Genomic DNA, 24,576 nt, shown 5'->3' with positions numbered 1-24,576 from the left:
GGTGATAACCAGACGAGCCTTCGACATGCCCGAGCATCCAGCCCACCCAGCCAGTCGCCGATGACCCGCGACTCGTGTCGCCTATGACCTGAGACACCTGTCGCCTATCTCCTGAGCCAGGACACTGCCGGGGCACCGATCCAGGCTCCATGCGAACGTTTTGGAGGCTTGGGCCTGTGACTTCCTCGCCGGACCTCGACAGCCACCCGATCAGACCGGGACGACCGCCAAGCCACATGGCACTCCGACGGCACAGCATCGCTGGAGGCACAGGTGATGCGCGACGGCCTCCTCGCCGGATTCGTGCCCGCGATCGACGGGTCCGAGGATGTCACCGAGGAGCAGATCGTGGCCACCAGCTACGGCAAACCCATCGCGCCCCGGCGGCCAACTTCACCGCCGCGCGAGCCTTCGCTGCCGCCAAAGGCGGTGTGTTCCGACGGTTCATGGACGGCTTTGGCTACCGCTGAGCCGGGTGGCCGCCCAAGACCAGTCGATGCGCTCTTGTTCGAGCCGGACCTTGATGCAGAGTGCGTCGCCGACGAGGTCGGTGTAAAGGCTCGACTCGTCGGCTGTGAGCCTCGTCAGCGCCGCGCTGGTCGGTTGTTTCTCGACGATCCAGCGGTCGCGGTGTTCGAGCAGGGTGGCACGGTCCATCAGCACGGATCGGGTCTGCGGCAGCCAAGCGCGCAGCCGATCGAGGATCGCGAATCCGTGGGTGTCGATGTCGCCCCAATAGCGCACGTCGACGCCGGCCAGCCACGGCAGACGTCCGACCCGATCGACGTCAAATCCCTTGCCCCAGATCACCACGCCGCCGGGTGGCACGTCGACGGTGAGGTAGGTGATCTCGTTCTCGAGGACGAGCGCGTTGGTGGGCGACAAGGTGAGTTCGCGCAGCTCGTTGGCTCGCGCGGCCAGCTCGGTGACCGCTGGCGACAGGCCGAGTTCGGGCGAGACACGCATCCGCACGAATTCCGGCTTCGCACGCAGACCGAGCCCGGTCAGGAATCCGGTTGCCGTCGTGGAGACATCCAGCATTCCGGCGAGCGCCGCGCGGTGCCGTTCGGCGAATTTGGTGTCGACGCCGGGTGCGCTGATCTCTCGCAGGTACCGTCCGGAGCCGCGGTGGGCGTCGAGCCAGCTGTACGCCGCCAGCAGCCGCTCCCACTCGCCGGCCAGCTCGATCGCCCGATGCGGATGCTGGAGTACCCAGCCCCGCACGGGCGCCACGGCGCCCGTCAGGCCATACACCCTGTCGAAACGGGCCACCTCGTTCGCGACGCCGAGCAGCGTCCACGCCTGCTCGAACGTGGAAACGACCGCCTTCGACGGCAGCCGATTGCGGCCGATGTACCGTCCGCCGACGGTCGTCCACTCCAGGCCGTATCGGCTACCGCCGCGGCTGCCAGCGTCGAGACGAGAGACCCACGCGCGCACCGCGTCCAGGTCGTCACCGATCTCGGACGCCTTCGGCCCCCGCAGGCCGAACCCGATCGCAGGGAACTGCTCGCCATCTGCGTACGCCTGCAACAGCGCCCCGTCCTCCCAGCGCCTGCGCACCTTCGCCACGACATCCGCGGGCGTCGACCACCCGGCGCTCACCTCTGGTGTCCGTCGCGGCGCCCGCGGTACTCCTCGATCGTCATTGTCTGCAGCCGCGATGCGGTCCCCGTTGGGTTGTCGACGAAGCCGATCGCAGACACATACGGCTCGATGACGTGCACCTTCTGCAGCGGCGTGACGATCAACAGCTGCAGGCCGAGCTTGGCGAACAACGACAGGGCATAGCGGGTCGAGACATCGGAACCACGGCCGAACGCCTCGTCGATCACCGCGAAGCGGAAATCACGTGAAGACTCCACGCCCCATTCAAGGCCAAACTGATATGCCAACGATGCCGCCAGGATCGTGTAAGCTAATTTCTCCTTCTGCCCGCCCGATTTGCCGTCCGAATCAGAGTAGTGCTCCCACTCCACGTCGGTCTCCACATCGCGCTCGGACGCGGAGAACATGAACCAGTTGCGCACGTCGGTGACCCGCCGGGTCCATGCCCGGTCGGAATCGGCGTAGCCCTCCCGGCCGCGAAAGCGTTCGATGATGCGTTTGACGTCGAGGAAGCGCTGCTCGGAGTAGTGATCGTCGCCTGAGATGGCGTCGTCGGTGGCGTTGCGCAGGTCGGCGCGGAAGGCCGCCACGTCCTGGTTGTTCGTTGGTTCTTTTTCCAGCCGGATGTAGCGGCCGGGGTTGTACGGGATCGCGCCGAGTGCTTCATTGATCCGGTCGACCCGGTCGTCGATTTCTTCGGCCTGGCGCCGCAGCCACGAGTTGAACTGCGCAAGCTCACGGATCGTCTCGGTGTTGAGCTGGCGCTTGAACTCGGCCTCGAACCGCGGCAGGTCGTCGTCGGCGACCCGGGCGTGCAGGACGACGAAATCCGCCCTGGCCTCGAGGCTGGCATCCATCTCGACCGCCAGCTCCGGCCAACGCTGCAACACCTTGCTCATGAACTGCGTGAGGTTGAGGGCGTGCCCGTTCATCTCACTGGCCAGCCGCTCGATCTGTTTGTGCAGCTTGTCGCTGAGTGCATCGCCTGCGGCGGCCCAGCCGCTGGCCGCCGTCGGCGCGGACCTGCCCAGACGCTCCATCAACGCACCGTAGGCTTCGCGGGCCCGCGCCAGGTCGGTCTCGGGCTGGCGGCGGACCAGCTCGTCATCTCGCGCCTGCTCCTGCTTCGCCTTGTTGACCTCGGACTGCAAAGTCGCCAGCAGGCCGATCAACTCCTCGGCGCGCGACCGGACTGACGTCTGCTCGTGCCCGTTGCGTTCCAGCGCCGCGGTGATCTCCGCCAGGCGCGACGAACCCGTCTGCAGCCGAATCCGCTCAGCGTCGTACTCGTCGGCGCGCTGCCTGGCTTCGGCGACGTCCAGCTCGCTCCAAGACGAGAACGACGCCAGCACGGACAGCGCATCCTGGGTACGGCGCACCGCATCTCGAGCAATGTCTACTTCGGACAGTTGATCCTCTGCGACCGTGTGGGCGTCGTCGAGGTCGGCCAGCTCGGCCCGCAGGGCCGCGATCTTGCGCTCGTTGGCCCAGCCCAGTACCCACGTCCGCGGGTCATCGACGCGCGTACGGTCATCCTTGATGTGCTGGCCGCCGGAGCGCACCTGCCCTTCGCGCGTCACCGCGCGCTTCTCGGCGCGGAACTGCGCCAGCGTATCGACGCAGCGGTAATCGGCGCGTTTGGTGAGCTCATCGAGCAGGTAGCCGGCGAATGGGCCGTCCTTGGCCTCCAGGCAGTCGGCGAGCAGCAGTTCGACGCTGCGTGGGCGTTGCAGTGGGACCCGGCGCGGCGACACCCGCTCGTAGACCAGCTTCGTACCCACCGGCCTGCCGTCGCGGCCGCGGAAGGTGAGCCGGCGGCCGTTGACCCAACCGGCGACGGATTCGTAATGCTCCTGCGGCACGAGCAGCGACAACGCGAAGCCGCGCAACACGCGTTCGGCGGCGCCACGCCACTGGGCATGGTCCTCGGTAACGTCCAGCAGCTCACCCGCGTAGGGCAACTCCTCGGCCGTCAGCCCGAGGTCGGCGCAGAGCCGTTCGCGCAGCTCGGTGTGGGAAGCAGGCAGATTACTGGTGCGCTGGGTCAGGCTCGTCAACTCGGCGCCGATCACGTCCCGCTCGTCTTTCAGCCGCTTGATCTCGCCCATGACCTCGACGAACGTCGCGTCGGTCTTGCGCAACCGCTCGTCGATCCGTGGCCGCTCGGCGGCGACCCGCTCGCTCAGCGCAGCAAACCCGGCGGCGTCGGTCACCGGCTCGAACCCCACCGCGGCTACCGCGGTGTCGAAACCCGTACGTCGCTGTCTGCGCTCGTCGGCCTGATCCCGCGCCGCCTGCGCCAGCCGCTCCAGCTCCCCGATGCGGTCACCGCCCGCCCGGGCGCGCTCCTCGATCAGGGCCTCCCGCTCACTGGCCAGCCGGTTGGCTATCCGCTCGGCCTCGTCCTGCTCGGACAGCAACCGCCGCCCGTCCGCCTCCTTCGCCGCGATCTCGGCGCCGAGCATCTGCGACCGCGATTCGGCCACGAACAGCCGCACGGCCTCTCGCTGCCGCTCTTGCCCAGCACGCTCGGCCAGCGCCGCCTCGTACTTCACCGCCGTCGTCACGATCGGCTCCAACGCTTCCAGCTGGTCACGGGCACGTTTGACGGCATCGTGCGCCTTGGTGAGGTCCTCGAAGTGCGCGATCATCTCGCGCACCCGATCGCTGGCGTCGGACGGCTCAAGCATGTGATCGCGGACGAACTCGTTGAGATTGCCGACGGCCTTCATCGACACCGTCTGCGCAAACAGCTCCAGCGCCTGCTGCGACCGGATGCCCAACAGCCGGCGCAGCGACGTCGAATACGGAGGGAACTCGTTGAAGATCTCCGCTCCGCCCGCACGCAGCCGTCGCCGCAGATCACGCAGGTCGGAGCCGAAATCGTTGAAATCGACGGCGACCGACAGCTCCTTGCTCGCGGTGACGAAGAACCGATACGGCTGTCCTGTCTGCTCGCGCTGTTGGAAGACCTGCGCCAGCGTGATCGTCTCGTCATAACCGTCGTTGACGAAGACCCCGAGAATCACCGAGTACGTCTTCACCCCGGTGCGCAGCCCGACCGCCCGCGAACGCCCCGACGCCTCCAGCCGCTCGGACTTGTAGTGCCCCTCGACGTACGAGCGCAGCGTCCGTTCCTTGGATTCGGCGCCCGCGGCTTTGTTGTACGCGATTCTGTTCGCCGGCATCAGCAACGTCGTCAGCGCGTCGACCAAGGTCGACTTGCCCGAACCGATGTCACCGGTGAGCAGCGAAGTCTCAGCCCCCGGAGTCAGCCGCCAGACGGACTTGTCGAACGTGCCCCAGTTAAAGACCTGCAGGTGATGCAGCCGGTAGCCCGCCCGCGACGGTGCCCCGAGCTCGATAGCGGAGAACAAACCGTCACTCATCGCCGGTCACCATCCCCGCGTACTGCCGAAGCCGGGCGGCGAAATCCGCCAATGTCTGCGCGTCCACGTACGCCTTGAGAATGCGCCGCACCTCCCAATGATCACGCTGGCCACGCAACTGCCGCAAGAACCCGAGCTCGGCAGCCTTGCTGATCGTCTTCTCCGCCTGATCGACGATCCGGGCATCGTTGGACGACTCCGCCTGGAAAACCCGCAGCGTCTCGACGATCTGCTCCGTCGTCAACACCAGCCTGCCCTCGCTGCCGGACGTCTCGAACTCCACGAGCCGCTTGCGCAGCAGAACCAGCAGCAACGACACGTTGTACGTCAGCGCCCGGCGACGCACCAGCCGCGGCAGGGCCTCATCGCCCTCGTTCACCGGCGTAGAACGCAGGTATGCGTACCCCTCGGCGTCGTCAACGACCACGTCGACGCCGATGGTCGCGAAATGATCCCGCACACCACCACCGTGGCGCTCCAACACCAGCCACGTGTCCTCGTCCGACTCCCGGTAGACCACACCCTGCATCAGCCGGATGATCGTCGCCCCGACCGCGTACTCGTCGGTGCTCATCGCCGACGCACCGTCACCTTCGGCAGGCACGCCCGGCGCGGGGTTCCCGTGGTGTCGACGAAGTCGAGCAGCGTCTGCTCCCCGTCGTCCATCTCGACCTCGATGTCATCCTCCGTCAACGCCAGGTAGCCGACGATTTCGGCGGCCCCTTGCTCGATCGGGAACAGCTCGACGATGTCAGCTAAGAGCGCCAACGCCCCCTCGGGCACGACCGCCCGGATGTTGCCGCTGAGACGGGCAGTGTCGACGAAGGTCTGGCTGAACAGCAGCTCGGCATCGAGCTCATCGATGGTCTGAGATTCGACGAACGAATCCACCTGACCGCTCGACGGCACCTCGTAGAGCGGCCGCTCGAACGGCAGCACAATCCCGATACCAGGATCGTCGACGTCGAGACCTAACGACGGCGGCGCCGCACGCACGTCGAGCGCCGTCGCCTCCACCTCCCGGACGAGATCGAGGACGCGGCGGTTCTCCAGCCAGACCTGGTCGTCCAGGAAACGACGCAGCTGCTCAGAAATCTGCCGAACCGTGCGCTGCGCCCGCTCCGCCGCCGCCGACCAGTCATGATGGATGGACCGCACCCGCGCGTCCGCCTCCACCGCGTCCAGTCTGCTGACGGCTCGCAGCAACTCCGTCAGTTCATCCTGACGCGAATTTGACAGTAAGAAATCGTAGAACGCCTGAAAGCTGCGTCCCTGGTCGGACACGGTGATGTCCGAGCGCGAATCCATCAAGTCTTCCAGCAGCTCCCCCTTGCCGCCCTCCCGAGCCGCAATCCGCTCCCGCGCCGCCCGATCAAGACTGCGGAAGTTGTCCTCGACCTCGCGAAAGTCGCTCAGCAACTCGCGGGCCGTTGCGGCGAACTGCTGATACCGGTCACGCACACCTGTCTCGTCCAACACCGCGACATCTCCAGCCTCAACTGCAGCGATCTCAGCGTCGATCTCATCACGCTGCCTCCGCAGCTCGACAAGGCGCGCGATCGGATCGGACTCCGAGCCATGCACGATCTGACGCAGCAGCTCGACGACCGTGTGCAACCGCGACTCGGTGCCGACAAACGCACGCGCACGTAGCGACTCCACCCAGGCATACGCCTTCTCGAACGCCGGCGTTACCTCGTAATGCACCTCGTCGATCCCGGCCGGATAGAAACGGCGCAGAAACGCCAACTCGGACGCCGCCCAATCCTCCAGATACTCCCGAGCCGCCTTCGGATAACGCGGCTGATCAGGGTCAACGTTGAGGACGAACAGGTCCTCATCGAGCGCGCCCGCCAGCTCCGCAGCACCCGTCGCCCCACGATTGCCCTCCACGAAAAACCAACCAAGAAAGGACAAGATCAGTGTGGCATTGCCTGCTCGCAACAACCGCCACGCCGGGTGATGCTCTCGCAGCCCCTCGATCGCGTCATGATCCATCGCCGCTCCTTCCCTCGACGACGCTAGTCGTTAGGACCGACACTTCGTTACGCCTTCCGACGGACTTCTGTCCGTCACGAGGACGGACACGGCTTCGTTGATGACATCCCGATGCTGTCGGGCCCTCCCCCCGGGGGGGAGTCCCTCAACGCGCCAAGCGGCAGGTAAGTGACCAGTGACGTTCACCGGAGCGCGACAGGTGTCACTGTCCGCGATCGATGTCTGCGGCCCCGTCGGTATCCGTCGCCTCTGATCTTGGTATGTGGGTGACACACGGAGACCTGGACTCCGCTGAGCAGCGGGTTTAGGGTCGTATATTGCCTTGTTGGGTGCGCACTGGTCAGAAGCTGAACGACCATCCTTGCCAGGGTAAAGTGACCCAGGAACAGGATCGTTCGGCAGCCCCAAACGCAGCGGGGGATAGCCGCGCGTACTGAAATGAGCCACCAGCCACTGTCCTCCGACCGCGCCCAAACCAGTCGCGGACCGTCTGTCCGGTCGCCGCGCACCGTGATCCGGAGGGGTTCGTTGCCGAAGGTGCCTGACGCTCGCAGACCCAGCCGGGCGGCGGTCAACGCGCTGCGGGCGCTTCTTGAGCGACACAATCATATCGTTCAGGAGGTGGACGGCCAGAACGACTTCGGCGAGGACCAACACGTCACGTTCACTGAGGACGGTAAGGTCACCGGCGACCTAGTCAAGATCCAGATCAAGGGCGGCCGTTCGTGGCGCAGGGCCGACGGGTACGCCGTGCCGATCGGCGACCACGGCGGCACATGGGCTGATGGCAACATTCCGGTGCTCTGCGTTGTGCATGACCCCGACACCGATGGTCTCTACTGGTCCAATGCCACCAAGCAACTGCTGTCGGCGAGGCGCGGCGGCGAGGTGCTCAAGACGATCACCATTCGCCCGGGTCAGAAGTTGGACGACAAATCCATTGTGGACTTCGTCGCCGAGATCAGAGGCTATTTGAGCCGCTATCGGGGCAACCGGATCATCCAGTCCCAGTTGGGCGAGATGGCGGGTGTCGAGTTCGGTCCATCAGACATCGTGCAGCACCATGTGAACGTCTTCGGCGAGGATCTGATCTTCTGGCAGCGCAGGGGTGAGGGATTCGCAACCCTGCTCCACAGCGACCTCGACTGGTATCCCGAGCATTTCGGCCCTGAGCATTTCCATCCCAACGGTCGTCCAGGTCTCCTTCCCGGCATGCCCGTATTGGCGGGCACGATACTGAGCACGGCCGAGGCGCAGTGGCTGGCGGCCTGCTTCGACGCGGCTCAGTGGGCTCGCAACCCCACCGTCGACGATCCGCCGCTTGATACCAATATCGACGCACATGACAACTACGTAGCCAGACGAATTGAACAGCACCTTTGGATCGAGCCCGACACATTGACCCGGTCGATTCAGGAGCTCCGCACCGAAACCGCGACGGATCACGATCTGGCTACCATCGCCGCAGAGTTGGAGGCAGATGCCCAGGCACATCCCGAAGCGCTCTCGAAACCGTGGCGCGAGATGTCGGACAAGGCGCGCCGGCTCGTCACGTTCTACCTGGTCAAAGAAGTGCAGGTGGGGTCGCCTGCGCTACCGATCGATGAGCAGTTCCGGATCGTCTGGCGAGGCCCCCGGCCAGCCGCGGAATACGGGTTCAGCGCGCGGGTCGGACAACCGAGTACTCACATGTCGTCGCACCGGGAGCGCGTATCGGCTTTCAAGCTCAGGCCGGGCGACAGAATCTACTGGCTGAGCCGGCACGGGAACGAACGCGGCCGGAACGTGTCGGCCGTCTGGGATTCTGAGGAAACACCTGGAACCGTCTGCGTGCTTTTCGATCAGCTAATGCTTGGAGACACCTTCTGGCCGGAGGAGTTGTTCGTCCGGCAGGTGTCCACCAACGGTGACGGCACAGCAAGCCCCCGATGATCAGTCAGATCCGTTCGAGATCGCCTCACCGATCATCTCCAATCGTCCCCCGTTCTACTGTGGGTCCAGCGCGTCGAACCCCGCTCGTTGAACGCGTGGATCGCCTAAGGGATGTCTCGTAACTGATCTTGTGGTTGGTGGGGTTGGGTTGTGGGTCAGTCTGTGAGGAGGATGTTGTGGAGGTGGGCGATTCCGGACACTGTGTCGTTCAGGGTGCTGGCGGCGCGGCGGTAGTCGCGCAGGATCTTCCAGCATTTTATCCGGGCCAGGGCGTGTTCGACTCGGGCGCGGATCGTGCGGTGGTCGGCGTTGAGGGATTCCTGCCATTTCAGCAAATCGCCACCATCGCGCGGTTGCCGGTAGGGCATGAGCACGTCGGGATTGCCCTGGTAGCCGCCGTCGGCCAGCACCGGCCGCCCCGCCAGTTGCTGCTGGATTCCTGAGTCGCGGTAGACGGTGCAGTCGTTGCGGTTGCCCGGATGCACGTCGCCAGTGGCGATGACCAGCCGGGTGTCGGCGTCGATAGCGACCTGCACGTTCGCCGAGTACCGGTAGTTCTTCGACGGCGCCGCCAACCGGTGATCCCGCGTGGGCACCAAGGTTCCGTCGACGATCGCCACCGCGTCGATCCGCCGCGTGCGGACCGCTGCCAGCGCCAGCAGTGGTCCGATGGTGTCGCTTCCCCCGGTGCGCCGCCGAGTGCGACACCCCGAACAGCGGCCCGATCTGGCGCATCGTCAGGTTCGTGCGCCAATAGGTCGCGACGAGCAGCACGCGATCGGCCAGGTCGAGGCGCCACTGACGACCAGGACGACCATCGGCAATGTCCTCACCACCACGTTTCGCCACGATCCGCACCAACTTGCGGAACTGACCCGGTTCCAACCCCGTGAACGGGGCAATCCACTCCGACCGCGACGCCGAGATCACCTGCACCACACCATGATCAACTACCGACCCGGCAAGACCCACATCGGGTTACGAGACATCCCTAGCGTACGTAGCCGGATTTGACCTCGAGCAACGAGGTGACGTCCTGGACCGCCTAGCCCTAGCCGTACACCAGCACCACGACCATCTCCCACAGTCGGCCCGCGGGGTCAGCCTCGCCTGCCCCTGTTAAAGATCAGCTACCGGGTCGACGTTCCGAGAAGAGCCACTCGCTTTACTAGGCCTGGTATTGACTTCGTTCCAATTCGAACACCGCAACTAGACAGAGGACTGAATTCAATACCACAAGAGGGAATGACTCCGGTTCCACTTGTCTGCGGCGATTTACTTGAACAGATCAGCCGAAGCGCTCGGCGAGGAAATAGTCGACCTCGGCAGCCGGGACCTGGCGCGTAGAGTTTTTTCGTCGAACGAATAGCACTGGGCACGACTCCAGGTCAACACTGTGACCAGGACTTTTGCGTACTCAACAGGATCCGAACCTACCTCAGGCGACGAGGGACTGCCCTGGCTTTCCCAGCAATCCGCAGCTCACGGCGCGCCTGGTTTCATGCGGATGCTGTTCGAACCGGGCGTCAGGGCCGGGCGACGCGGGGCGTGCCGGTTCCGCTGGACACGGGTTGTCGGGGATCGGTCTTACGGTGTGGTCATGAACGACGCGACTGCACGGATCGGCACGATGGCCACCGAAGCGATGGCCCTGTTCATCGAGGCGGTCGAGCGGACACCGCCGAAAAGCTGGGACCAGCCGTCGAACCTCGACGGCTGGAGCGTGCGTGACCTGGTGGGGCACGCCACCGGAAGCGCGACGAAAGTCGTGACGCTTGTCGAGAACGGAGTGGTCCGCCGAGGTCCCTCCGAACCTGCCGACTGGGTATGCGAGGACCCCGCCGCTCGGCTTCGCGAGCTGGCCGCGCGGTTGCGGGACGCCCTACCCGGCGCCGACCTCGAGGCACCGCGGGTGTCTCCAGAAGGTGAGGTCCCATTGCGGCGGGCACTGACCTACCCCGTCTCGGACCTGGCCCTGCACAGCTGGGACGTGAACCACTCCCAGGGCCGGCCAGTCGAACTACCCGAGCAACTGCTGGCGTTCTGCCGCGGACTGGTGGAGTCGGTGCCCGAGGACATGCTGCGGCGACCGGGTGGGTTCGGGCCTGCCCAATTCGTGCCCGAACACTCGACGCCCACTAACCGGCTCATGGCCCACCTCGGGCGCTCGGTCAGCAGTCCGGTCTGAGCGGACTGCCGCGGCCAGCCGAACTCCCAGCCAACACAGATGGCGATCGACCACTGCTGCCGTTCGCTGCTTACCTGACGCCAGCCGCCGCAATAGTCGCCGTTCTCGCCCAAACGGGCTGAAGCATCCGCATCTTGCGCAATAGCAGATGGTTGCCGAAGGGATCTGTGACATCCGAGATCGCCTGTTGTTGTATTGGTGTGGAGGGATGTTGCTGTGCCCGATCCCTACCCCGTGAGTTCCGCGAGAACGATGAGGTCATCAAAGACCTAGTCAGGATTCAGGTCAAGAGCGGCCGTTCGTGGCGCAGGGCCGACGGGTACGCCGTGCCGATCGGCGACCACGGCGGCACATGGGCCAATGGCGGCATTCCGGTGCTCTGCGATGTGCGTGCCCGGACACCGATCGTCTCTGCTGGGCCAGTGCCACCAAGCAACTGCTGTCGGCGCGGCGCAAAGGCGATGTGTTCAAGACGATCACCATCAGCCCGGACCAGAAGGTGGACGACGAATCCACGGCGGGCGTCGAGTTCGGTCCATCGGACATCGTGCAGCACCATGTGAACGTGTTCGGCCGGGATCTGGTCTTCTGGCAGCGTCGGGGTGAGGGATTCGCAACGCTGCTCCACAGCGACCTCGACTGGTATCCGGAGCACATCGGCCCTGAGCATTGGCTGAACGTCACCACCCACGTGGGCCCATGCGTCGTACGAGGATACGCGGGAGCGCGGGGCGTGGCCGGGCCGATCATCGATTCCCCTGCTACAGGTGCGTGCCGAAGAAGTCGGCGACCTTCCGCCAGAAGTAGCTGTCATGCACCGCGTCGAATCCGTGCATCTGCCCAGGAAGAACGACGAACTCGTGGTCCTTTCCGGCTCGGATCAGCGCCTCGGACATCTTGATGCTGTCGGTCCAGGTGGCATGGTCGATCGTTCCACAGGCAAGCAGGAATTCCGCCGACAACCGGGAGGCAAGCGGGTAGAGCTCGGCTTTCCGGTACGCGTCGACGTCGGTCTGCGGAAAGCCGAGATAGCACTCGTAGAGCACCGAAGAATAGGGGTCGAAGCCCGGCGCGGAGGACACCGCGGCGGTGTAGACGTCCGGGCGTTCGGCGGCGAGGCGGAACGCGGAGTATCCACCCCAACTGTGTCCGATCACGCCGACCTTCGCCTCGGAGAGGAAAGAGTGCCGCTCTTTCAACTGCCGGACGACGGCGGCGTGATCCGATACCAGTGCGCCGTTCCAGTCCTGGTACACCACGTCGTGGAATGCCTTCGAGCGTTCCGGCGTCCCCCGCCCGTCAACGATGAAGGTGACGTAGCCGAGCTGCGCCAGTGCCTGGGCGGATTTGGCGAAGGTACCGTTGAAGGCGTGCGGTGCCACCGCGATCTGCGGTCCGCCGTAGACGTACTCGATGAGCGGGTACCGTTTCGTTTCGTCGAAATCCGCCGGGAAGAACAACACCCCCCACAGCTCGGTTTCCCCGTCGGCCGCGGTGGCGGTGAACTGCTGCGGTGGCATCCACTCGAGTTTCGAGGTGTCGGCGGTGGACAGCTCACAGATCAGCGAACCGTCCGCGCGCCGCAGCACGCTGCGCGGCGCCTCGGCTGCCGTCGAGAAGGTGTCGATCAGTGCCTCGCCGTTCGGCGCGAACATCGCTGCGTGCACGCCCGGCTGCTCCGAGAGCTGCTCGACCGAGCCGCCGCCGAGCGGTGCTCGCGCCAGATGCACGTCGTAGGGCCGCTTCTGGTCAAGGTGCGCGGTGAAGTAGACGTGCTCGTCATCGACCCGCTGCACGTAGTCGACCGGCCATTCCCCATCGGTCAACTGCCGGACCAGGTTGCCTTCGAGGTCGTAGAGGTACAGGTGTTTCCAACCGGAACGCTCGGACAGCCAGAGCAGCCGGGTACCGTCCGGAGTAAGGGCAAGGCCGACCTTCTTGCCGAAGTACACGTCGTGGTGAATCCGCAGGAAGGTCTCGCTCTCCTCGGCGAACAACAGCCGGGTCGAACCGGTGGCCGCGTCTGCGAGCAACACCTCGCCCCGGCGACAGTCACGGCGCAGCACGAAGAGCACCAGGTGCGCACCATCGGGTAGCCAGGCCGCGTGCACCGGATACGTATCGGTCGTGTCGCCGAGGTCCAGCTCCACCGGTGCCCGGCCGTAAACGTCGAGCACGTGCAAGGTGGTGCGCTCGAGCGGGCCGCCTGCCTTGGCGTGATACCGGTGGACCACCTCATCCTCACGCTTGAGGTTATGGACCTGGGGAGCCTGGTGCACACCGCGGTTGTCGACGCGATAGACGGCCAGCCGCGTGCCGTCCGGCGACCAGTTGCATACCGGGAACGCCAAACCCAGCGCGGTCAGCTGTGGATCGACCTGGTCGAAGCGGTACTCGTGCTCGGGAGTGCCGTCACTGGTCAACGGTGCTGTGCGATTGTCCGCGACCGAACGCAGCACAACGTTTCCATCTACTGTGGACACGAACGCGTCACCCTGTGGTGAAACGACTTCCCGTGCCTTCATCGGGTCCACCAACGGCATGGTGCGCAGGAACTCCTTCGGCGTCCGGCGGACGCTGTCCGGGAGTCCGTGGTGGACATCGAGCGGACGTTCCGCGGCCGGCACGGTGACCTCGCCGCTGTCGAGATCGACCGTCACCCGGCTCGAACCAACCACCGCGGCCAACTGCCGCGGGCCGGTGAAACCGATGTGGTCGAACGGTATCCCCTTCCCCGCCGGGGTCTGCCCGGTCGCCGCGCGGACCGCTGCCCGCAGCGCGCCGACGTCGGCGACGAGCGGCTCACCGCGCCCGGATTCGAGATCGACGAGCCGTCCGGTGCGCTCCTCCGCCGTCCCTTCGAGAAAAGCCAGCGACTTGCCGTCCGGGGACCAGGCGGGCAGAACCGCGCCACCGGTGACGAAGTCGTCGAGACCCTCGATGAAACGGTCGAACCCGGCATGGCCAACGGTCATGGTCGTTCTCCTTCACAGATGGCTGCGGGAAACCGCGGCTCCAGAAGGGATCCGCGGAGGTCGGTATGTTCGATGGTGCCGCAGAGCACCGGCCGCCACGCTCGACAAACGTCGTCTTTTGGTCCCCCCGGCGTTCGACGTTCGTCGCCTGTCTTCGGCGTAGCAGAGGCTGTTCGCTGCTCATCCGCCGAACTGGTCGCGGTAAGCGTTGCTCAGGGCGCGGAGCTTGAGGCCGAGGTGCAGCATGAGCCGATCGTCGCCATTGTCGAAGCTGCAGCCGGTGATCTGTTCGACGCGCTTGAGACGCTGGTACAGCGTGGCACGGTGGATGTTCAGGGAGTCCGCGATGCGCTGGATATTGCCGCCGTAGTCGAAGAAGACCGTCAGGGTGTCGATCAGGACATGGTGACTGTCCTCCTTCTCCAACACCGCCAGCGCCGGCACCGGAGACGTGTTCAGCAGATCGTCCAGCGGCAGTTTCAACAGCAGCTCGTACGCGCCCAGTTCGCCCCAACGGGCGAGTTCGCCGACACTCGGAAGCAGCATCGCGGCGCGGGCGGCCAGCAGTGCCTGCTGGTAGGAGGTGGCGACGGCGTCGATCCTGTCCACCGTGCCGCCCAGCCCGAAGACCAGACGCACGCTGTCATCGGTGAGCCGGCGGAAGCGGCCGGCGATCCGGTCGGCGAGGGAATCCACCAGCGTCTTCGACGGTGAACGGCGCTGGATCAGCAGAATCCACGCCCGCGTCCGGTTGGCCACCATCAATGTGGGTTCGCCCATCGTCCGGGTGCCCTCTTCGATCGCTGCCTCGAAAGCCACCTGTTGCGGGGCCGACATCGTGTGCGTGCTCCGGCACTGCACGGCGAGCACGGTGAACCGCGTGCATTCGTCACCGAGCAGTTGCTCGGCGATCATGTCCTCGACCGCCTGGGCACGCACGGCGTCGTCGGTGGAGACGAGCTCCCGCAGGATACCTTCCTGCCTCGCTTTCCAGCGTTCGTGCAGCAGCAGCCGGCGGTAGAGCAGCGTGCCGACGGTGGCCGCCACTTCACTCGCGGCGCTCGTCTCCCGGCCGGTGAACTCGCCGTCCTTGTCGATCAGCCACAGGTAACCCAGCAGCATGTCGTTGCAGCGCACCGGCACGCACAGCCGGGGCAGCGCGCCTTCGACGGTCATGACGCCCGGAGCGTCCCAGCGGGCGATGCCCAGGGCGAGGACCCGGTCGGCCATCTCCGAATCGACCGACCGGTTGAGCACGGAACCGACACGGACCGGGTCCTCGTCACCGAAGTGCCGACTCGCGGCGAGCAGTCGGATCGTCGGATCGTCGATCGCGACCGAACGTCGCAGTCGTTCGGCGAGTTCATCCACAATGGACTGAAGGTCGTCGTTCGACATGACGTCCCTCCGCTCGGCCGCAGGCCTGCCGGTCACAGCACCGCCCGCCATCCAATGTAGACCGTGCGGAAAGGACGGGTGTCAGCCCATCACCGTACCGGAACTGCCGGTGTTGCGCCGTCGTTTGCGGGAGAAGGTGCCGAGATCGATTGCCAGGCCGGTGTGCGGTCCCTTGTACCGCACGGGTTCGTGGTCGTGGTCTGCGCCTGCCTCGACCTGATCGACCAGCGCCGCCATCATCCTGCCGACCACCGGGGCGTTCTTGAACTGGTTGCCGCTGGTGCCGATCGCGACGTAGAACCCTGCCAGTTCGGTGCGGTCGTAGATCGGGGTCCAGTCGTCGGCGACGTCGTAGACGCCGACGACCCCGCGGGCCCGGTTCGGCACCCGCAGCCCGGGCAACCGCCGCGCCGCCCGTGTCACCTGGGCTTCGAACACCGCCATCGTCGGGTTGAGGTCGACCTCGTCCGGATCGTCCAGCCACTGGAACGGATCGCAGTCCGGCTCGGTGCCGCCGACGAGCAGTCCGCCGCCGACCTCACCGCGGAGATAGATGCCCAGGTCGATGTCCGCGACCGCGGGCCCCACCCCGTCCGCCGGGTGGTAGCCCTCGGGCGCGGGCACGTGGGCGACCTCCTGCCGCATCGGCCGCACGCCGACGGTGAAGTCCGCGCCCACACCGGCCAGCTCGTTCAGCCTGCCCGACCACGGACCGGCGGCGTTGACGACGATCGGCGCGGAGACCTTGGTCCCGCCCGCGAGCTCGACCGCGGTGACCCGCCCACCAGCGGACTCGACCGCCACCACCGTGCCTCGGAAGCGGAACTCGGCGCCTTCCGCGACCGCCGCGTCGGCGAGGTTCCGCGCGGCCAACTGGGGATCGGTGACGTACCCGGCGTCCGGAGTGCAGACCCCACCGAGCGTGCTCTCCGTGCCCGCCCAGAACTCCTCCTCGTCGATCCGCTTGGGCGGCCAGTACCGACCCACGTCGATACCGGGCATCCGCTCGGCCAGCGTCGCGGCATCCCATTCCTCGTACGGCACGCCGACCTGGTCGAACAGCGGCAGCCAGCCCGAGCGCGGCGCCGCGTCCACGTCGAGCATCACCAGGCCACAACGCTCGAACCGGGCCAGGGCCCCGACGTCGTGGCCGAGATGTTCGGCCCACGCCGCCCAGCAGAAATGCGCCTCCCACGCGGCCGTCACCCCGGCGAGGGTCGAGAAGTTGTACCGGACCACGGCACTCGACGCGCTCGTCGATCCCTGCCCCGCTCCACTCGCGCGGTCCACGACGACGACCCGGCGGCCCGTCTTGGCCAGCTCCAGCGCGATCGCCGAACCGATCACTCCCGCGCCGATCACCACGGCGTCCGTGCCGATCCCGGGTTTCACGATTCCCGCCCGAGCAGGTACCGGTCGAACCACCGCAGGACCCGGGCGAGGAAGTCGATCTGCGCGGGAAACGCCCGTACGCCATGCCCTTCTTCCGGATAGATCACCAGCGCCGAGGGCACGCCCTGGGCACGCAGGGCGTGATGGAACTCCGTGGCCTGCCCGGGTGGTGTGCACCGGTCGAGCGCGCCCGCGACGTTCAGGCACGGCGTACGTACCTTGCTCGCGTGCAGCACCGGGCTGCGGGTGTGCGCCCGGGTACCCGGTGTCTCCGGATCGGCATCGAGGAACCGGTTGCCCCAGGCCGCGATGTTGCTCGTGAAGCTCTGGCTGTACCAATCGGTGACCGGGGAGATCGGGACGGCGGCCGCGAAACGGGGGTCCTGCGTGACCAGCCAGGACGACATGAACCCGCCGTAGCTGCCGCCGATCAGGCCGAGCAGGGCCGGGTCCGCGATGCCGCGCTCGACCAGGGCGTCGATACCGGACAGCTGATCATGGGTGTCCGCACCACCCATGTCGCCGACCACGCGGGCCGCGAACTCCTGGCCCCGGCCACTACTGCCTCGAGGGTTGGGGCTCAGCACCGCGTAGCCCTGGGCGACCAGGAGCGGCACCCAGGACGAGCGCATCGACCACGAGTTCTGGAACGACCAGATGGGTCCGCCGTGAACGTTGACCACCAACGGGAACGGTCCGTTCCCCGCCGGGCGGCACAGGATTCCGTCGATCTCCAGTCCGTCCGGTGCCGTCCAGGTGGTCGACTCGGCCGTGCCCGCGACCGAAGCGAGGTAGTCGGTACCCGAGTGGGCCACAGAGGCCAGCATTTCGCCGCCGCTCTGCCCGGTGAGCACGAGCCGGGGTGCCACGGTGTAGGAGTCCTGCACGGTCAGCACCCGGCCGTCCGCGGTGAACGCGCCGTTGGCGTAGAAGGTTCCACCGCTACAGGACGACTCGGTGGCGAACACCTCCCGGACGAGGTCGCCGGGTACGTCGGCGATCCCGGCGACGGAGTCGAGCCGGCGCTGCCCGAGGTAGCCGAGGCGGTGTGCGTCGAGCCATTCGACCTGGGTGACGTCGACGCCCTTGGTGTCGATTCGGCGCGCCGCGCCGGAGGCCGGATCGACCAGCAGCAGATCACCGGCCACCACCCAGCGGTCACTGCACACGGCTTCGACCACGGCCACCCGGTTCCCGTCCGGCGAACCGGCGGGCAGACCCAGCTGCACGGGACTGTCCAGCAGCGTGCGTACCTTGCCGGCGGAGTCGAGCAGGCTCAGCCGCGCGGTGTACCACGCGGCTTCCCCCGGCTCACCGGACGAGATCGCGACGACATGGCCAGGCCCGCACCACCCGGCTTCCCAGCAGTTGAGGCCTTCCGGGGACAACCGGGTCAGCGAGTCGGTAGCCACCGTGTAGATCCACAGGCTGCGCCACGTGTCGACGCCACCGGTGCCCTCGTCCTCGACTTCCGGGAACCACGACGGCTTGTCTTGCTTCCGCCGCGCGGTGGAACCCGAGCCCTGTCCCCCGGACAGGTCCGCGCCCAGCCCGGCGACACCGAGCAGGACCATACGTCCGTCCGGCGACCAGTGGGCGTACTCGACGGTGCCGGGCACCTCCGGCGCGGGTGAGGCCTCGGCCGGCCCGTCGTCGTCGAGCAGGTGCAACTGGAAGACGCCGGCCTCGCGACGGTCGGAGAGGAACGCGAGTGTGCCGCCGTCCGGGGAGAATCGTGCCCCCCGCGCTGATGCCCGGCCGGCGGTCACCGCGCGGAGTTCCCCGTCCTCCGTGGTGTACACCACGGTTCTGGGCAGACCGGTGAGTTCGTCCAGGACCGCGCCGGTCACCACCGTGCGCCCGCCGTCACGGGTCACGTGCGGCTCCCGCAGCGCATGCGGACGGCCGAACGACGGTTCGTGCAAGGCGCGAAGATGGTCGTACACCTTGCGGTAAGCGACTGTGTTCGACAGGTCTTCCATAATCTTGTCCCGCCCGTCGGCGCCGGTCAGACCGGGAAAGTGGTCTCGAGGGTCGCCACCTTGCGGGCGACGGCGAACTGTTCGCCCACCGCCGCCATCAAGGACTCCATGTCCCCGTCGGCGACCAGCCCGTCGTCGACCTGCTCCTCGCTCCGACGGTTGCGCGCCATCGCGGTCAATGCCACGCGCCAATCACCGCGAAGCAGCACATCCGCGTCCGGCACCGCGGTGAGCGCGAAGGTCGTGCCGCCGGTACCGAACCGTAGCTGCCAGTGAACGGTCGCGCCGTCGGCAGGACCGTCGGTGAGTTCGTAGCCGAGCACGTACTCGCGTGGCAATTTCCTTGCCGCGACCGACACTTCCTCCGAACCGGTCAGCAACTCGTTCATCGCCTCGACGTGCTCCTGCGACATGAACTCCATTACAACCTCCGACGTATCCGTGGAACACCGACGATTCTCACCGCGTCACCCACACCGCACATCCGACGATTGCCGACCGTCCAGGGAAGGCGGGGCGACATCCGTCGCACCTACCGAAGCAAATACAGTCGGAAAACACGACAAAGTCCGCGACCGGCCGCTCCGCTGGCCCGAAGTGGGCCGGTGCTCGTATTCGCGATGTCAGCATGCGGCACGGAGGGCAAGGACATCAACAACGACCCGAACGCTGGCTCCGCCCAGGAGCAGTACGACAAGCTTCTCGAGCGGCCGAGCTTCGAGGATGCCACGGAGCAGTACAAGGAACTTGTGGCCGAAGTACAGCGCATCACCGTGGAGGTCGGCGGGATACCCCCGAAGGGGACCGCTGTCGGCGGGGCCGCGTGCGAATTCGACTTCCCCGGCCTCGGACAGGACGCCGGCACCCGTCGGATCAACGGCGGCGTGCCGAAGGCTGCGATCCCGGACGACGCGTGGCCGAAGGTCGTCGCGCAGGTGGCCGAAGTCGGCAAACGATACGGGTTCGAACGACAGCAAGTCTTCAAGGATCAGCCCGGCAACCATCAGGTTCGCTTCTTCGATTCCTACGGTATCGACTTCAGCCTTTCGACCGAAGTCGATACCTCAATGTCGGTCAGTACTGCATGCCACTTCGGGGACGCCGCACGTCAGCGAGGAGCACCCGCGGACGCGGGCTGATTCTTCACGGACTGACGATCTACGACAATTCAGTCTGTGAATCCCGGCCGTGCGTTTCGGCGATGCCGTATTTCTCAGGTCGGCATCGCATGCTTCTCGGACTCGATCGCCGTCGCGCCGAGGCCCAGTTCGCCTTGACTCGTCGCGAGTTCGCGGTACGAGCGCGGCCAGCTCCGTCTGCGGATACCGCGTTCGCGCACCGGCCGTCGGCCGCGCAACTCCGCAACAGGAGGTTGTCGCGGCTTGTTGTATCTGATCGCGCCGAGCGCCGCTGTGCCGACCAGCCAGCGCGGCACGGCCAGGTCGCCGAGCGTGCTGTCGATACCCGTCACCGGAGGCTCCGGGCAATCCTCGACACCTGAGCCCCCGTTCGGCCGATTGCCGTGTGCGCAGCGGGAACGATGCGCCACATTGGCGAACAATATTGTTCGCCAATGTGCTAGCGTCAGCTTCCCACATACCCACGATGTATCGCGGCCGAAAGGAACAGAACATGCGGAAGGGGCGGCGTGCCGGCTTGATCGGCATGATGGTGACCGCGCTGGCGGCCGGAGCGATCGGTGCGACCGCATCGTTCGCCCAGGCGGAGACGACCCAGCAGGCCGGTCACCACTACATCCTCATCGGCGGCACCTGCGACGGTCCCGCGAACGTCTACAACAACGCCTGGCTCGGCGGCGGCAATCCGGTGCGCGTGAACTACCCGGCAGGCGGCCCCGGACTCCCCGGCTGCGACCAGACCCCGATGGACGTCAGCATCAACATCGGGCACGAGAACGCCAACCGCGCGGTCGTCGACACCTTCAACGCCCACCCCGGCGACCAGTTCACCATCGTCGGCTACTCGCAGGGTGCCATCGTCGCGAACCGGGTACTCAACGATCTCGCCAACGGCGCGCTCCCGGTGGACAAGGGCCGCTTCAGCGCGAAGCTCTACGCAGACCCGATGCAGCCGGTCGGCCCGCCCGGAACGGGAATCGGCGCGAACATCCCGCCCGGCATGGGTGTCCCGTTCGGCGGGTACATCTCCCCCGGCCCCGGTCGCACGGAGTTCAACGGCATCCCGTTCATCCGGTACTGCATCGACTCCGACGGCGTCTGCCACTTCAACACCCCCGAGGCTGCCGGTGGCTACTTCGCGCAGCACCAGTGCTATCAGTGGGCACGCCCGGACGGCCGCTCGATCATGAGCGACTCGCTCGCCGACGGCGTCTACACCAACGGATCGGTCGGCCTGGGACGACAGAACTGCCGTCCCCCCTTCCCTTCCTGAGCACAGAGTCACCGAACACCGGGCCGTCGCGGACATCGTCCGCGGCGGCCCGCCGTGCGCGTGCACCCCTTACGGCGCTGCCGGGCGTCTCCCGGCCTGTGCTAGACAGGTCTCAACCAAAGGGGCGCCAGTGAAACAGCTCAGTCTCGGAGTCATGTCGCGCTCACGCAAGGAGCACGAGCACCGCCTCCCCATCCATCCGCTGCACTTCGAACGGATCGATCCGGATCTGCGCGGACGCATCTTCCTCGAACACGGCTACGGCGAACGCTTCGGCATTCCCGACGAACGCCTCGCGGAATCCGTCGGCGGCCTGTGCTCCCGCGAACAGCTCATCGCCGAATGCGACGTCATCCTGCTCGCGAAACCGCTGGAACAGGATCTCACCGAACTGCGCCACGGACAGGTCCTCTGGGGCTGGCCGCACTGCGTGCAGGACGAGAAGCTCACCCAGACCGCGATCGACCGCCGTCTCACGCTGATCGCGTTCGAGGCGATGAACCACTGGACCGCGAACGGTGCGTTCAACCTGCACGTCTTCCACAAGAACAACGAGCTCGCCGGGTACTGCTCGGTGCTGCACGGCCTGGAGACGATCGGCTCCACCGGCGACTACGGCCGCCGCCTGCGGGCCGCGGTGATCGGCTTCGGCGCCACCGCCCGGGGTGCGGTCACAGCGCTGAAAGCGCACGGCGTGCACGACATCGACGTGCTCACCAACCGCGGGGTCACTGCCGTCGGCGCGCCGATCCACTCGGCCCGGATGGTCCACTTCGAACACGACGCCCACGCCCCCGACGATCCCCGGCGCAGCCACGCGCTCATCGAGGGCGGCCGGGTCCCGCTGGCCGAGTTCCTCACCCAGCACGACGTGATCGTCAACTGCGTCCTGCAGGACACCAACGCCCCGCTCACCTTCCTGATCGAGGACGACCTCGCCGCGCTGTCCCCTGGCAGCCTCATCGTGGACGTCTCCTGCGACGAGGGCATGGGCTTCAGCTGGGCCCGCCCGACCACCTTCACCGAGCCGACGTTCGTCGTCGGCGACAACGTCACCTACTACGCCGTCGACCACAGCCCCTCGCACCTGTGGAACTCGGCGACCTGGGAGATCAGCGAGGCGCTGCTGCCGTACCTGCGCACCGTCCTCACTGGATCGTGGGACGGCGACGAGACGATCCGGCGGTCGATCGAGATCCGCGAAGGGCACATCCAGAATCGCAACATTCTGGCATTCCAGCACCGTTCCGAGGAATTTCCGTACCCCCTCCTCGGGACACCCGGCCACTAATATGAATCATATTTCTCACCACTGGGTGTGTCCGTTTTCCATGGTTTCAAACTGACACGAACAAGCGACGCCCACCTGGGGGGTCAGCGGTTGCAGGTCACTCCGCACCGGGGCGATGGTGAACGCGTTCGTCAGACACGAATCGCAATCACCAATCGCAGAGAACGCGAAAGGAAGCGGTAGCCATGGACCGCACGATCCGCCCGCAGGACTTGATCGACAGTACGGTCATGGACCCGGAAGGCAGCAAGATCGGCAAGGTGGGGACCGTCTACGTCGACGATGACACCCACCAGCCCGAGTGGGTTACCGTGAAGACCGGCCTTTTCGGTCACAAGGAGAGCTTCGTCCCGCTTTCCGGCGCCGACGTCGACAACGACGGCGTGCACGTGAAGGTGGCGAAGGACCAGGTTTCCGACGCACCGCAGTTCGACGCCGAAGGTCACCTCTCCAAGGAGGAGAGCGCCGAACTCTACCGCTACTACGGATTGCCTTCGCCGCGATCCGGCCAGCGTGAGGACGACGCGCATTCCGGAAACCGGCAGAAGCACAGCCAGGACCAGGCCGGCATGCGCCAGGGAATGGCCGCCGGAACAGCGGGTGCAGCGGCCGGAACCGCCGGCGCCGCGGGTGGCCGCATGGGCACGCCCGCCGAGATGCCGGCGGCCAAGGACCGCTCCGCCAAGCCGGGCGGCTCGCAGCACGCCAAGGCGGAAACCGGTTCCGAAGGCATGATCCGCTCCGAGGAGCAGATGAAGGTCGGCACCGAGGAGGTGGAGACCGGCCACGTCCGCCTGCGCAAGTACGTCGTGACCGAGGAGCAGCAGGTGACCGTGCCGGTCAGCCACGAGGAGGTCCGGCTCGAACGCGAGCCGATCACCGAGGGCACCCGCGGCGTCCGGAGCGAGATCGGTGAGGACTCCCAGGACGTCATCCTGCACGCCGAGAAGCCCGTGGTGCAGAAGGAATCCGTGCCCGTGGAACGGGTCCGGCTGGGCACCGAGAAGGTGACCGAGGAGCAGACGGTCTCCGGTCAGGTCCGCAAGGAACAGATCGAGATCGACGACGACACCAAGCGCGGCGGCAAGCAGAAGTAGCCCCGCCGCGCCCCGAACGGGCCCTCCCCGCCGCGCGGGGAGGGCTCGTTGTCACGTGCGGTCGACCAGCACGGTGCGGCCTGACCTGCCAGGTACGCCCGTCGGCGTGCACGCCGGTGCCGGGCAGCACCGACCGGTACGGCTTCCCGTGTGCGTCCAGCAAAGTGAAGGCCACGGCGTCAGGTCGCGTCGTGGAACACGAGACCAAGGGTGTGCCTGCGCCCCGAACGGACGGCCGATACGCCGTGCCGCACCGGCGAGGCCGACCAGCCCCGCGCCGAACGCACCGGCCGGTCACGGGTGGTGAACACCAGCCCCCTGCCCTGCGGGATGGACGTGGCGGTCCCCCGCGACTGCGCCCGTGGCCGCTGCTCGACAAGCAGGAACTCGCCACCGGTGTGGTCACGCCCCGGCTCGTCGAGATTCAGCACCACCTGCAACGGGAACACCCTGTCGCCGTACAGATCGCGGTGCAGGGCGTTCCAGTCACCCGGCCCGTACCGCAGCAGGATCGGCGTCGGCCGTCGCTGACCCGCCCGATGGCAGACGTCCAGCCACTCGGCGAGCGTGTCCGGCCACTCCGGTTGCCGGCCGAGCCGGACGTACCAGTCGCGGGCGATGGGCAGCAGACGTGGATACAGCTCCTCCCGCAACCGCCGCACCGGCTCCGGGAACGGCTCGGCGAAATAGCGGTACCGACCCCGGCCGAAACGGTAACGAGCCATGTCGATCGTGGAACGGAACCGGGACACGTCCTCGTACAGCGCGGCGAGATCCGCGCACTCCCGAGGCGTCAACAGCGGCGGCAGAAGCGCGCAGCCGTACTCGTCGAGCTCGCCGGTCACCGCGTCCCAGTCCGCGGCACCGACCCGCTCGGCGAACCCGTCCCCCAAGACCGGTCGGCCGGCGCGAGC

Annotated in this window: 18 protein-coding genes and 1 pseudogene; 6 read left to right on the top strand and 13 right to left on the bottom strand. The window is 66.6% G+C overall.

Annotated features, from left to right (window positions below; all coding sequences use genetic code 11):
* Nucleotides 1-444 precede the first annotated feature (444 nt).
* From CFN78_RS24935 to CFN78_RS24920, 4 genes are read right to left on the bottom strand one after another with little or no spacing between them, the layout of a single operon-like run.
* Nucleotides 445-1,605, bottom strand: coding sequence for a Wadjet anti-phage system protein JetD domain-containing protein (locus CFN78_RS24935; RefSeq protein WP_094865449.1), 1,161 nt, complete (start codon nt 1,603-1,605; stop codon nt 445-447).
* A complete protein-coding gene (locus tag CFN78_RS24930; protein WP_094865448.1) occupies nt 1,602-4,997 on the bottom strand; it encodes an ATP-binding protein in 3,396 nt (1,131 codons plus the stop codon). The genes CFN78_RS24935 and CFN78_RS24930 overlap by 4 nt, the downstream gene beginning before the upstream one ends.
* Nucleotides 4,990-5,571 (bottom strand): DUF4194 domain-containing protein, encoded by a 582-nt coding sequence (locus tag CFN78_RS24925; protein ID WP_094865447.1) that lies wholly within the window; start codon nt 5,569-5,571, stop codon nt 4,990-4,992. The genes CFN78_RS24930 and CFN78_RS24925 overlap by 8 nt, the downstream gene beginning before the upstream one ends.
* Nucleotides 5,568-6,995 (bottom strand): DUF3375 domain-containing protein, encoded by a 1,428-nt coding sequence (locus CFN78_RS24920; protein ID WP_094865446.1) that lies wholly within the window; start codon nt 6,993-6,995, stop codon nt 5,568-5,570. The genes CFN78_RS24925 and CFN78_RS24920 overlap by 4 nt, the downstream gene beginning before the upstream one ends.
* 438 nt (nt 6,996-7,433) lie before the next feature.
* On the opposite strand from CFN78_RS24920, the gene CFN78_RS24915 reads away from it, so the two are divergent.
* Complete coding sequence (locus CFN78_RS24915) at nt 7,434-8,927, top strand: DUF4365 domain-containing protein (protein WP_094865445.1); 1,494 nt, start codon at nt 7,434-7,436, stop codon at nt 8,925-8,927.
* Between the two features lie 155 nt (nt 8,928-9,082).
* Here the strand turns inward: CFN78_RS24915 and CFN78_RS24910 are convergent.
* Nucleotides 9,083-9,863: pseudogene (locus CFN78_RS24910) on the bottom strand (transposase family protein).
* Between the two features lie 664 nt (nt 9,864-10,527).
* Between CFN78_RS24910 and CFN78_RS24905 the strand changes: the two are divergent.
* Nucleotides 10,528-11,115, top strand: coding sequence for a TIGR03086 family metal-binding protein (locus CFN78_RS24905; RefSeq protein ID WP_094865444.1), 588 nt, complete (start codon nt 10,528-10,530; stop codon nt 11,113-11,115).
* Between the two features lie 280 nt (nt 11,116-11,395).
* Here CFN78_RS24905 and CFN78_RS28875 read toward each other — a convergent pair whose 3' ends face one another.
* The 6 genes from CFN78_RS28875 to CFN78_RS24880 all read right to left on the bottom strand — a co-directional run bounded on the left by CFN78_RS28875 (nt 11,396) and on the right by CFN78_RS24880 (nt 19,275).
* Complete coding sequence (locus tag CFN78_RS28875) at nt 11,396-11,785, bottom strand: hypothetical protein (protein WP_133116455.1); 390 nt, start codon at nt 11,783-11,785, stop codon at nt 11,396-11,398.
* A gap of 91 nt (nt 11,786-11,876) precedes the next feature.
* Complete coding sequence (locus CFN78_RS24900) at nt 11,877-14,090, bottom strand: S9 family peptidase (protein WP_094865443.1); 2,214 nt, start codon at nt 14,088-14,090, stop codon at nt 11,877-11,879.
* Nucleotides 14,091-14,270: 180 nt separating this feature from the next.
* Nucleotides 14,271-15,488, bottom strand: a complete 1,218-nt coding sequence (locus tag CFN78_RS24895; RefSeq protein WP_094865442.1) for a PucR family transcriptional regulator — start codon at nt 15,486-15,488, stop codon at nt 14,271-14,273.
* An 81-nt stretch (nt 15,489-15,569) separates the two neighbouring features.
* On the bottom strand, nt 15,570-16,880 hold the full coding sequence (locus tag CFN78_RS24890; RefSeq protein ID WP_240519677.1) for an NAD(P)/FAD-dependent oxidoreductase: 1,311 nt from the start codon (nt 16,878-16,880) through the stop codon (nt 15,570-15,572).
* Nucleotides 16,877-18,862 carry a S9 family peptidase gene (locus CFN78_RS24885; RefSeq protein WP_165777694.1) on the bottom strand — a complete coding sequence of 662 codons (1,986 nt, stop codon included), beginning with the start codon at nt 18,860-18,862 and terminating at the stop codon, nt 16,877-16,879. The genes CFN78_RS24890 and CFN78_RS24885 overlap by 4 nt, the downstream gene beginning before the upstream one ends.
* Nucleotides 18,863-18,888: 26 nt before the next feature.
* Complete coding sequence (locus tag CFN78_RS24880; protein ID WP_240519676.1) at nt 18,889-19,275, bottom strand: hypothetical protein; 387 nt, start codon at nt 19,273-19,275, stop codon at nt 18,889-18,891.
* 192 nt (nt 19,276-19,467) lie between these two features.
* On the opposite strand from CFN78_RS24880, the gene CFN78_RS24875 reads away from it, so the two are divergent.
* The gene (locus CFN78_RS24875; RefSeq protein ID WP_094865440.1) at nt 19,468-20,001 is read left to right on the top strand and encodes an LppA family lipoprotein; all 534 of its coding nucleotides are present in this window, start codon (nt 19,468-19,470) and stop codon (nt 19,999-20,001) included.
* Between the two features lie 74 nt (nt 20,002-20,075).
* Here the strand turns inward: CFN78_RS24875 and CFN78_RS24870 are convergent, their stop codons facing one another.
* Nucleotides 20,076-20,333, bottom strand: a complete 258-nt coding sequence (locus CFN78_RS24870; RefSeq protein WP_094865439.1) for a hypothetical protein — start codon at nt 20,331-20,333, stop codon at nt 20,076-20,078.
* Nucleotides 20,334-20,494: 161 nt separating this feature from the next.
* Between CFN78_RS24870 and CFN78_RS24865 the strand changes: the two genes are divergently transcribed.
* The 3 genes from CFN78_RS24865 to CFN78_RS24855 all read left to right on the top strand — a co-directional run bounded on the left by CFN78_RS24865 (nt 20,495) and on the right by CFN78_RS24855 (nt 23,662).
* Nucleotides 20,495-21,274 carry a PE-PPE domain-containing protein gene (locus CFN78_RS24865; RefSeq protein WP_240519675.1) on the top strand — a complete coding sequence of 260 codons (780 nt, stop codon included), beginning with the start codon at nt 20,495-20,497 and terminating at the stop codon, nt 21,272-21,274.
* Nucleotides 21,275-21,428: 154 nt separating this feature from the next.
* Entirely contained in the window at nt 21,429-22,565 is a 1,137-nt protein-coding gene (locus CFN78_RS24860; RefSeq protein ID WP_240519674.1) for a N(5)-(carboxyethyl)ornithine synthase, read from the top strand.
* A 185-nt stretch (nt 22,566-22,750) separates the two neighbouring features.
* Entirely contained in the window at nt 22,751-23,662 is a 912-nt protein-coding gene (locus CFN78_RS24855) for a DUF2382 domain-containing protein (RefSeq protein ID WP_094865437.1), read from the top strand.
* A gap of 179 nt (nt 23,663-23,841) precedes the next feature.
* On the opposite strand, the gene CFN78_RS24850 is transcribed toward CFN78_RS24855, so the two are convergent.
* The gene (locus CFN78_RS24850; RefSeq protein ID WP_094865466.1) at nt 23,842-24,555 is read right to left on the bottom strand and encodes a 2OG-Fe(II) oxygenase; all 714 of its coding nucleotides are present in this window, start codon (nt 24,553-24,555) and stop codon (nt 23,842-23,844) included.
* Between the last annotated feature and the right edge of the window lie 21 nt (nt 24,556-24,576).

The sequence above is a fragment of the Amycolatopsis antarctica genome, assembly GCF_002262875.1.
GTDB lineage: Bacteria > Actinomycetota > Actinomycetes > Mycobacteriales > Pseudonocardiaceae > Amycolatopsis > Amycolatopsis antarctica.
This window is presented reverse-complemented; position numbering and strand designations above follow the sequence as displayed.

Coding starts and splice junctions, on each gene's coding strand:
- CFN78_RS24930 (WP_094865448.1), bottom strand. CDS start 4,997: ATGAGTGACGGTTTGTTCTCCGCTATCGAGCTCGGGGCACCGTCGCGG.
- CFN78_RS24925 (WP_094865447.1), bottom strand. CDS start 5,571: ATGAGCACCGACGAGTACGCGGTCGGGGCGACGATCATCCGGCTGATG.
- CFN78_RS24920 (WP_094865446.1), bottom strand. CDS start 6,995: ATGGATCATGACGCGATCGAGGGGCTGCGAGAGCATCACCCGGCGTGG.
- CFN78_RS24915 (WP_094865445.1), top strand. CDS start 7,434: ATGAGCCACCAGCCACTGTCCTCCGACCGCGCCCAAACCAGTCGCGGA.
- CFN78_RS24905 (WP_094865444.1), top strand. CDS start 10,528: ATGAACGACGCGACTGCACGGATCGGCACGATGGCCACCGAAGCGATG.
- CFN78_RS28875 (WP_133116455.1), bottom strand. CDS start 11,785: ATGCTCAGGGCCGATGTGCTCCGGATACCAGTCGAGGTCGCTGTGGAG.
- CFN78_RS24900 (WP_094865443.1), bottom strand. CDS start 14,090: ATGACCGTTGGCCATGCCGGGTTCGACCGTTTCATCGAGGGTCTCGAC.
- CFN78_RS24895 (WP_094865442.1), bottom strand. CDS start 15,488: ATGTCGAACGACGACCTTCAGTCCATTGTGGATGAACTCGCCGAACGA.
- CFN78_RS24885 (WP_165777694.1), bottom strand. CDS start 18,862: ATGGAAGACCTGTCGAACACAGTCGCTTACCGCAAGGTGTACGACCAT.
- CFN78_RS24880 (WP_240519676.1), bottom strand. CDS start 19,275: ATGTCGCAGGAGCACGTCGAGGCGATGAACGAGTTGCTGACCGGTTCG.
- CFN78_RS24865 (WP_240519675.1), top strand. CDS start 20,495: ATGCGGAAGGGGCGGCGTGCCGGCTTGATCGGCATGATGGTGACCGCG.
- CFN78_RS24860 (WP_240519674.1), top strand. CDS start 21,429: ATGTCGCGCTCACGCAAGGAGCACGAGCACCGCCTCCCCATCCATCCG.
- CFN78_RS24855 (WP_094865437.1), top strand. CDS start 22,751: ATGGACCGCACGATCCGCCCGCAGGACTTGATCGACAGTACGGTCATG.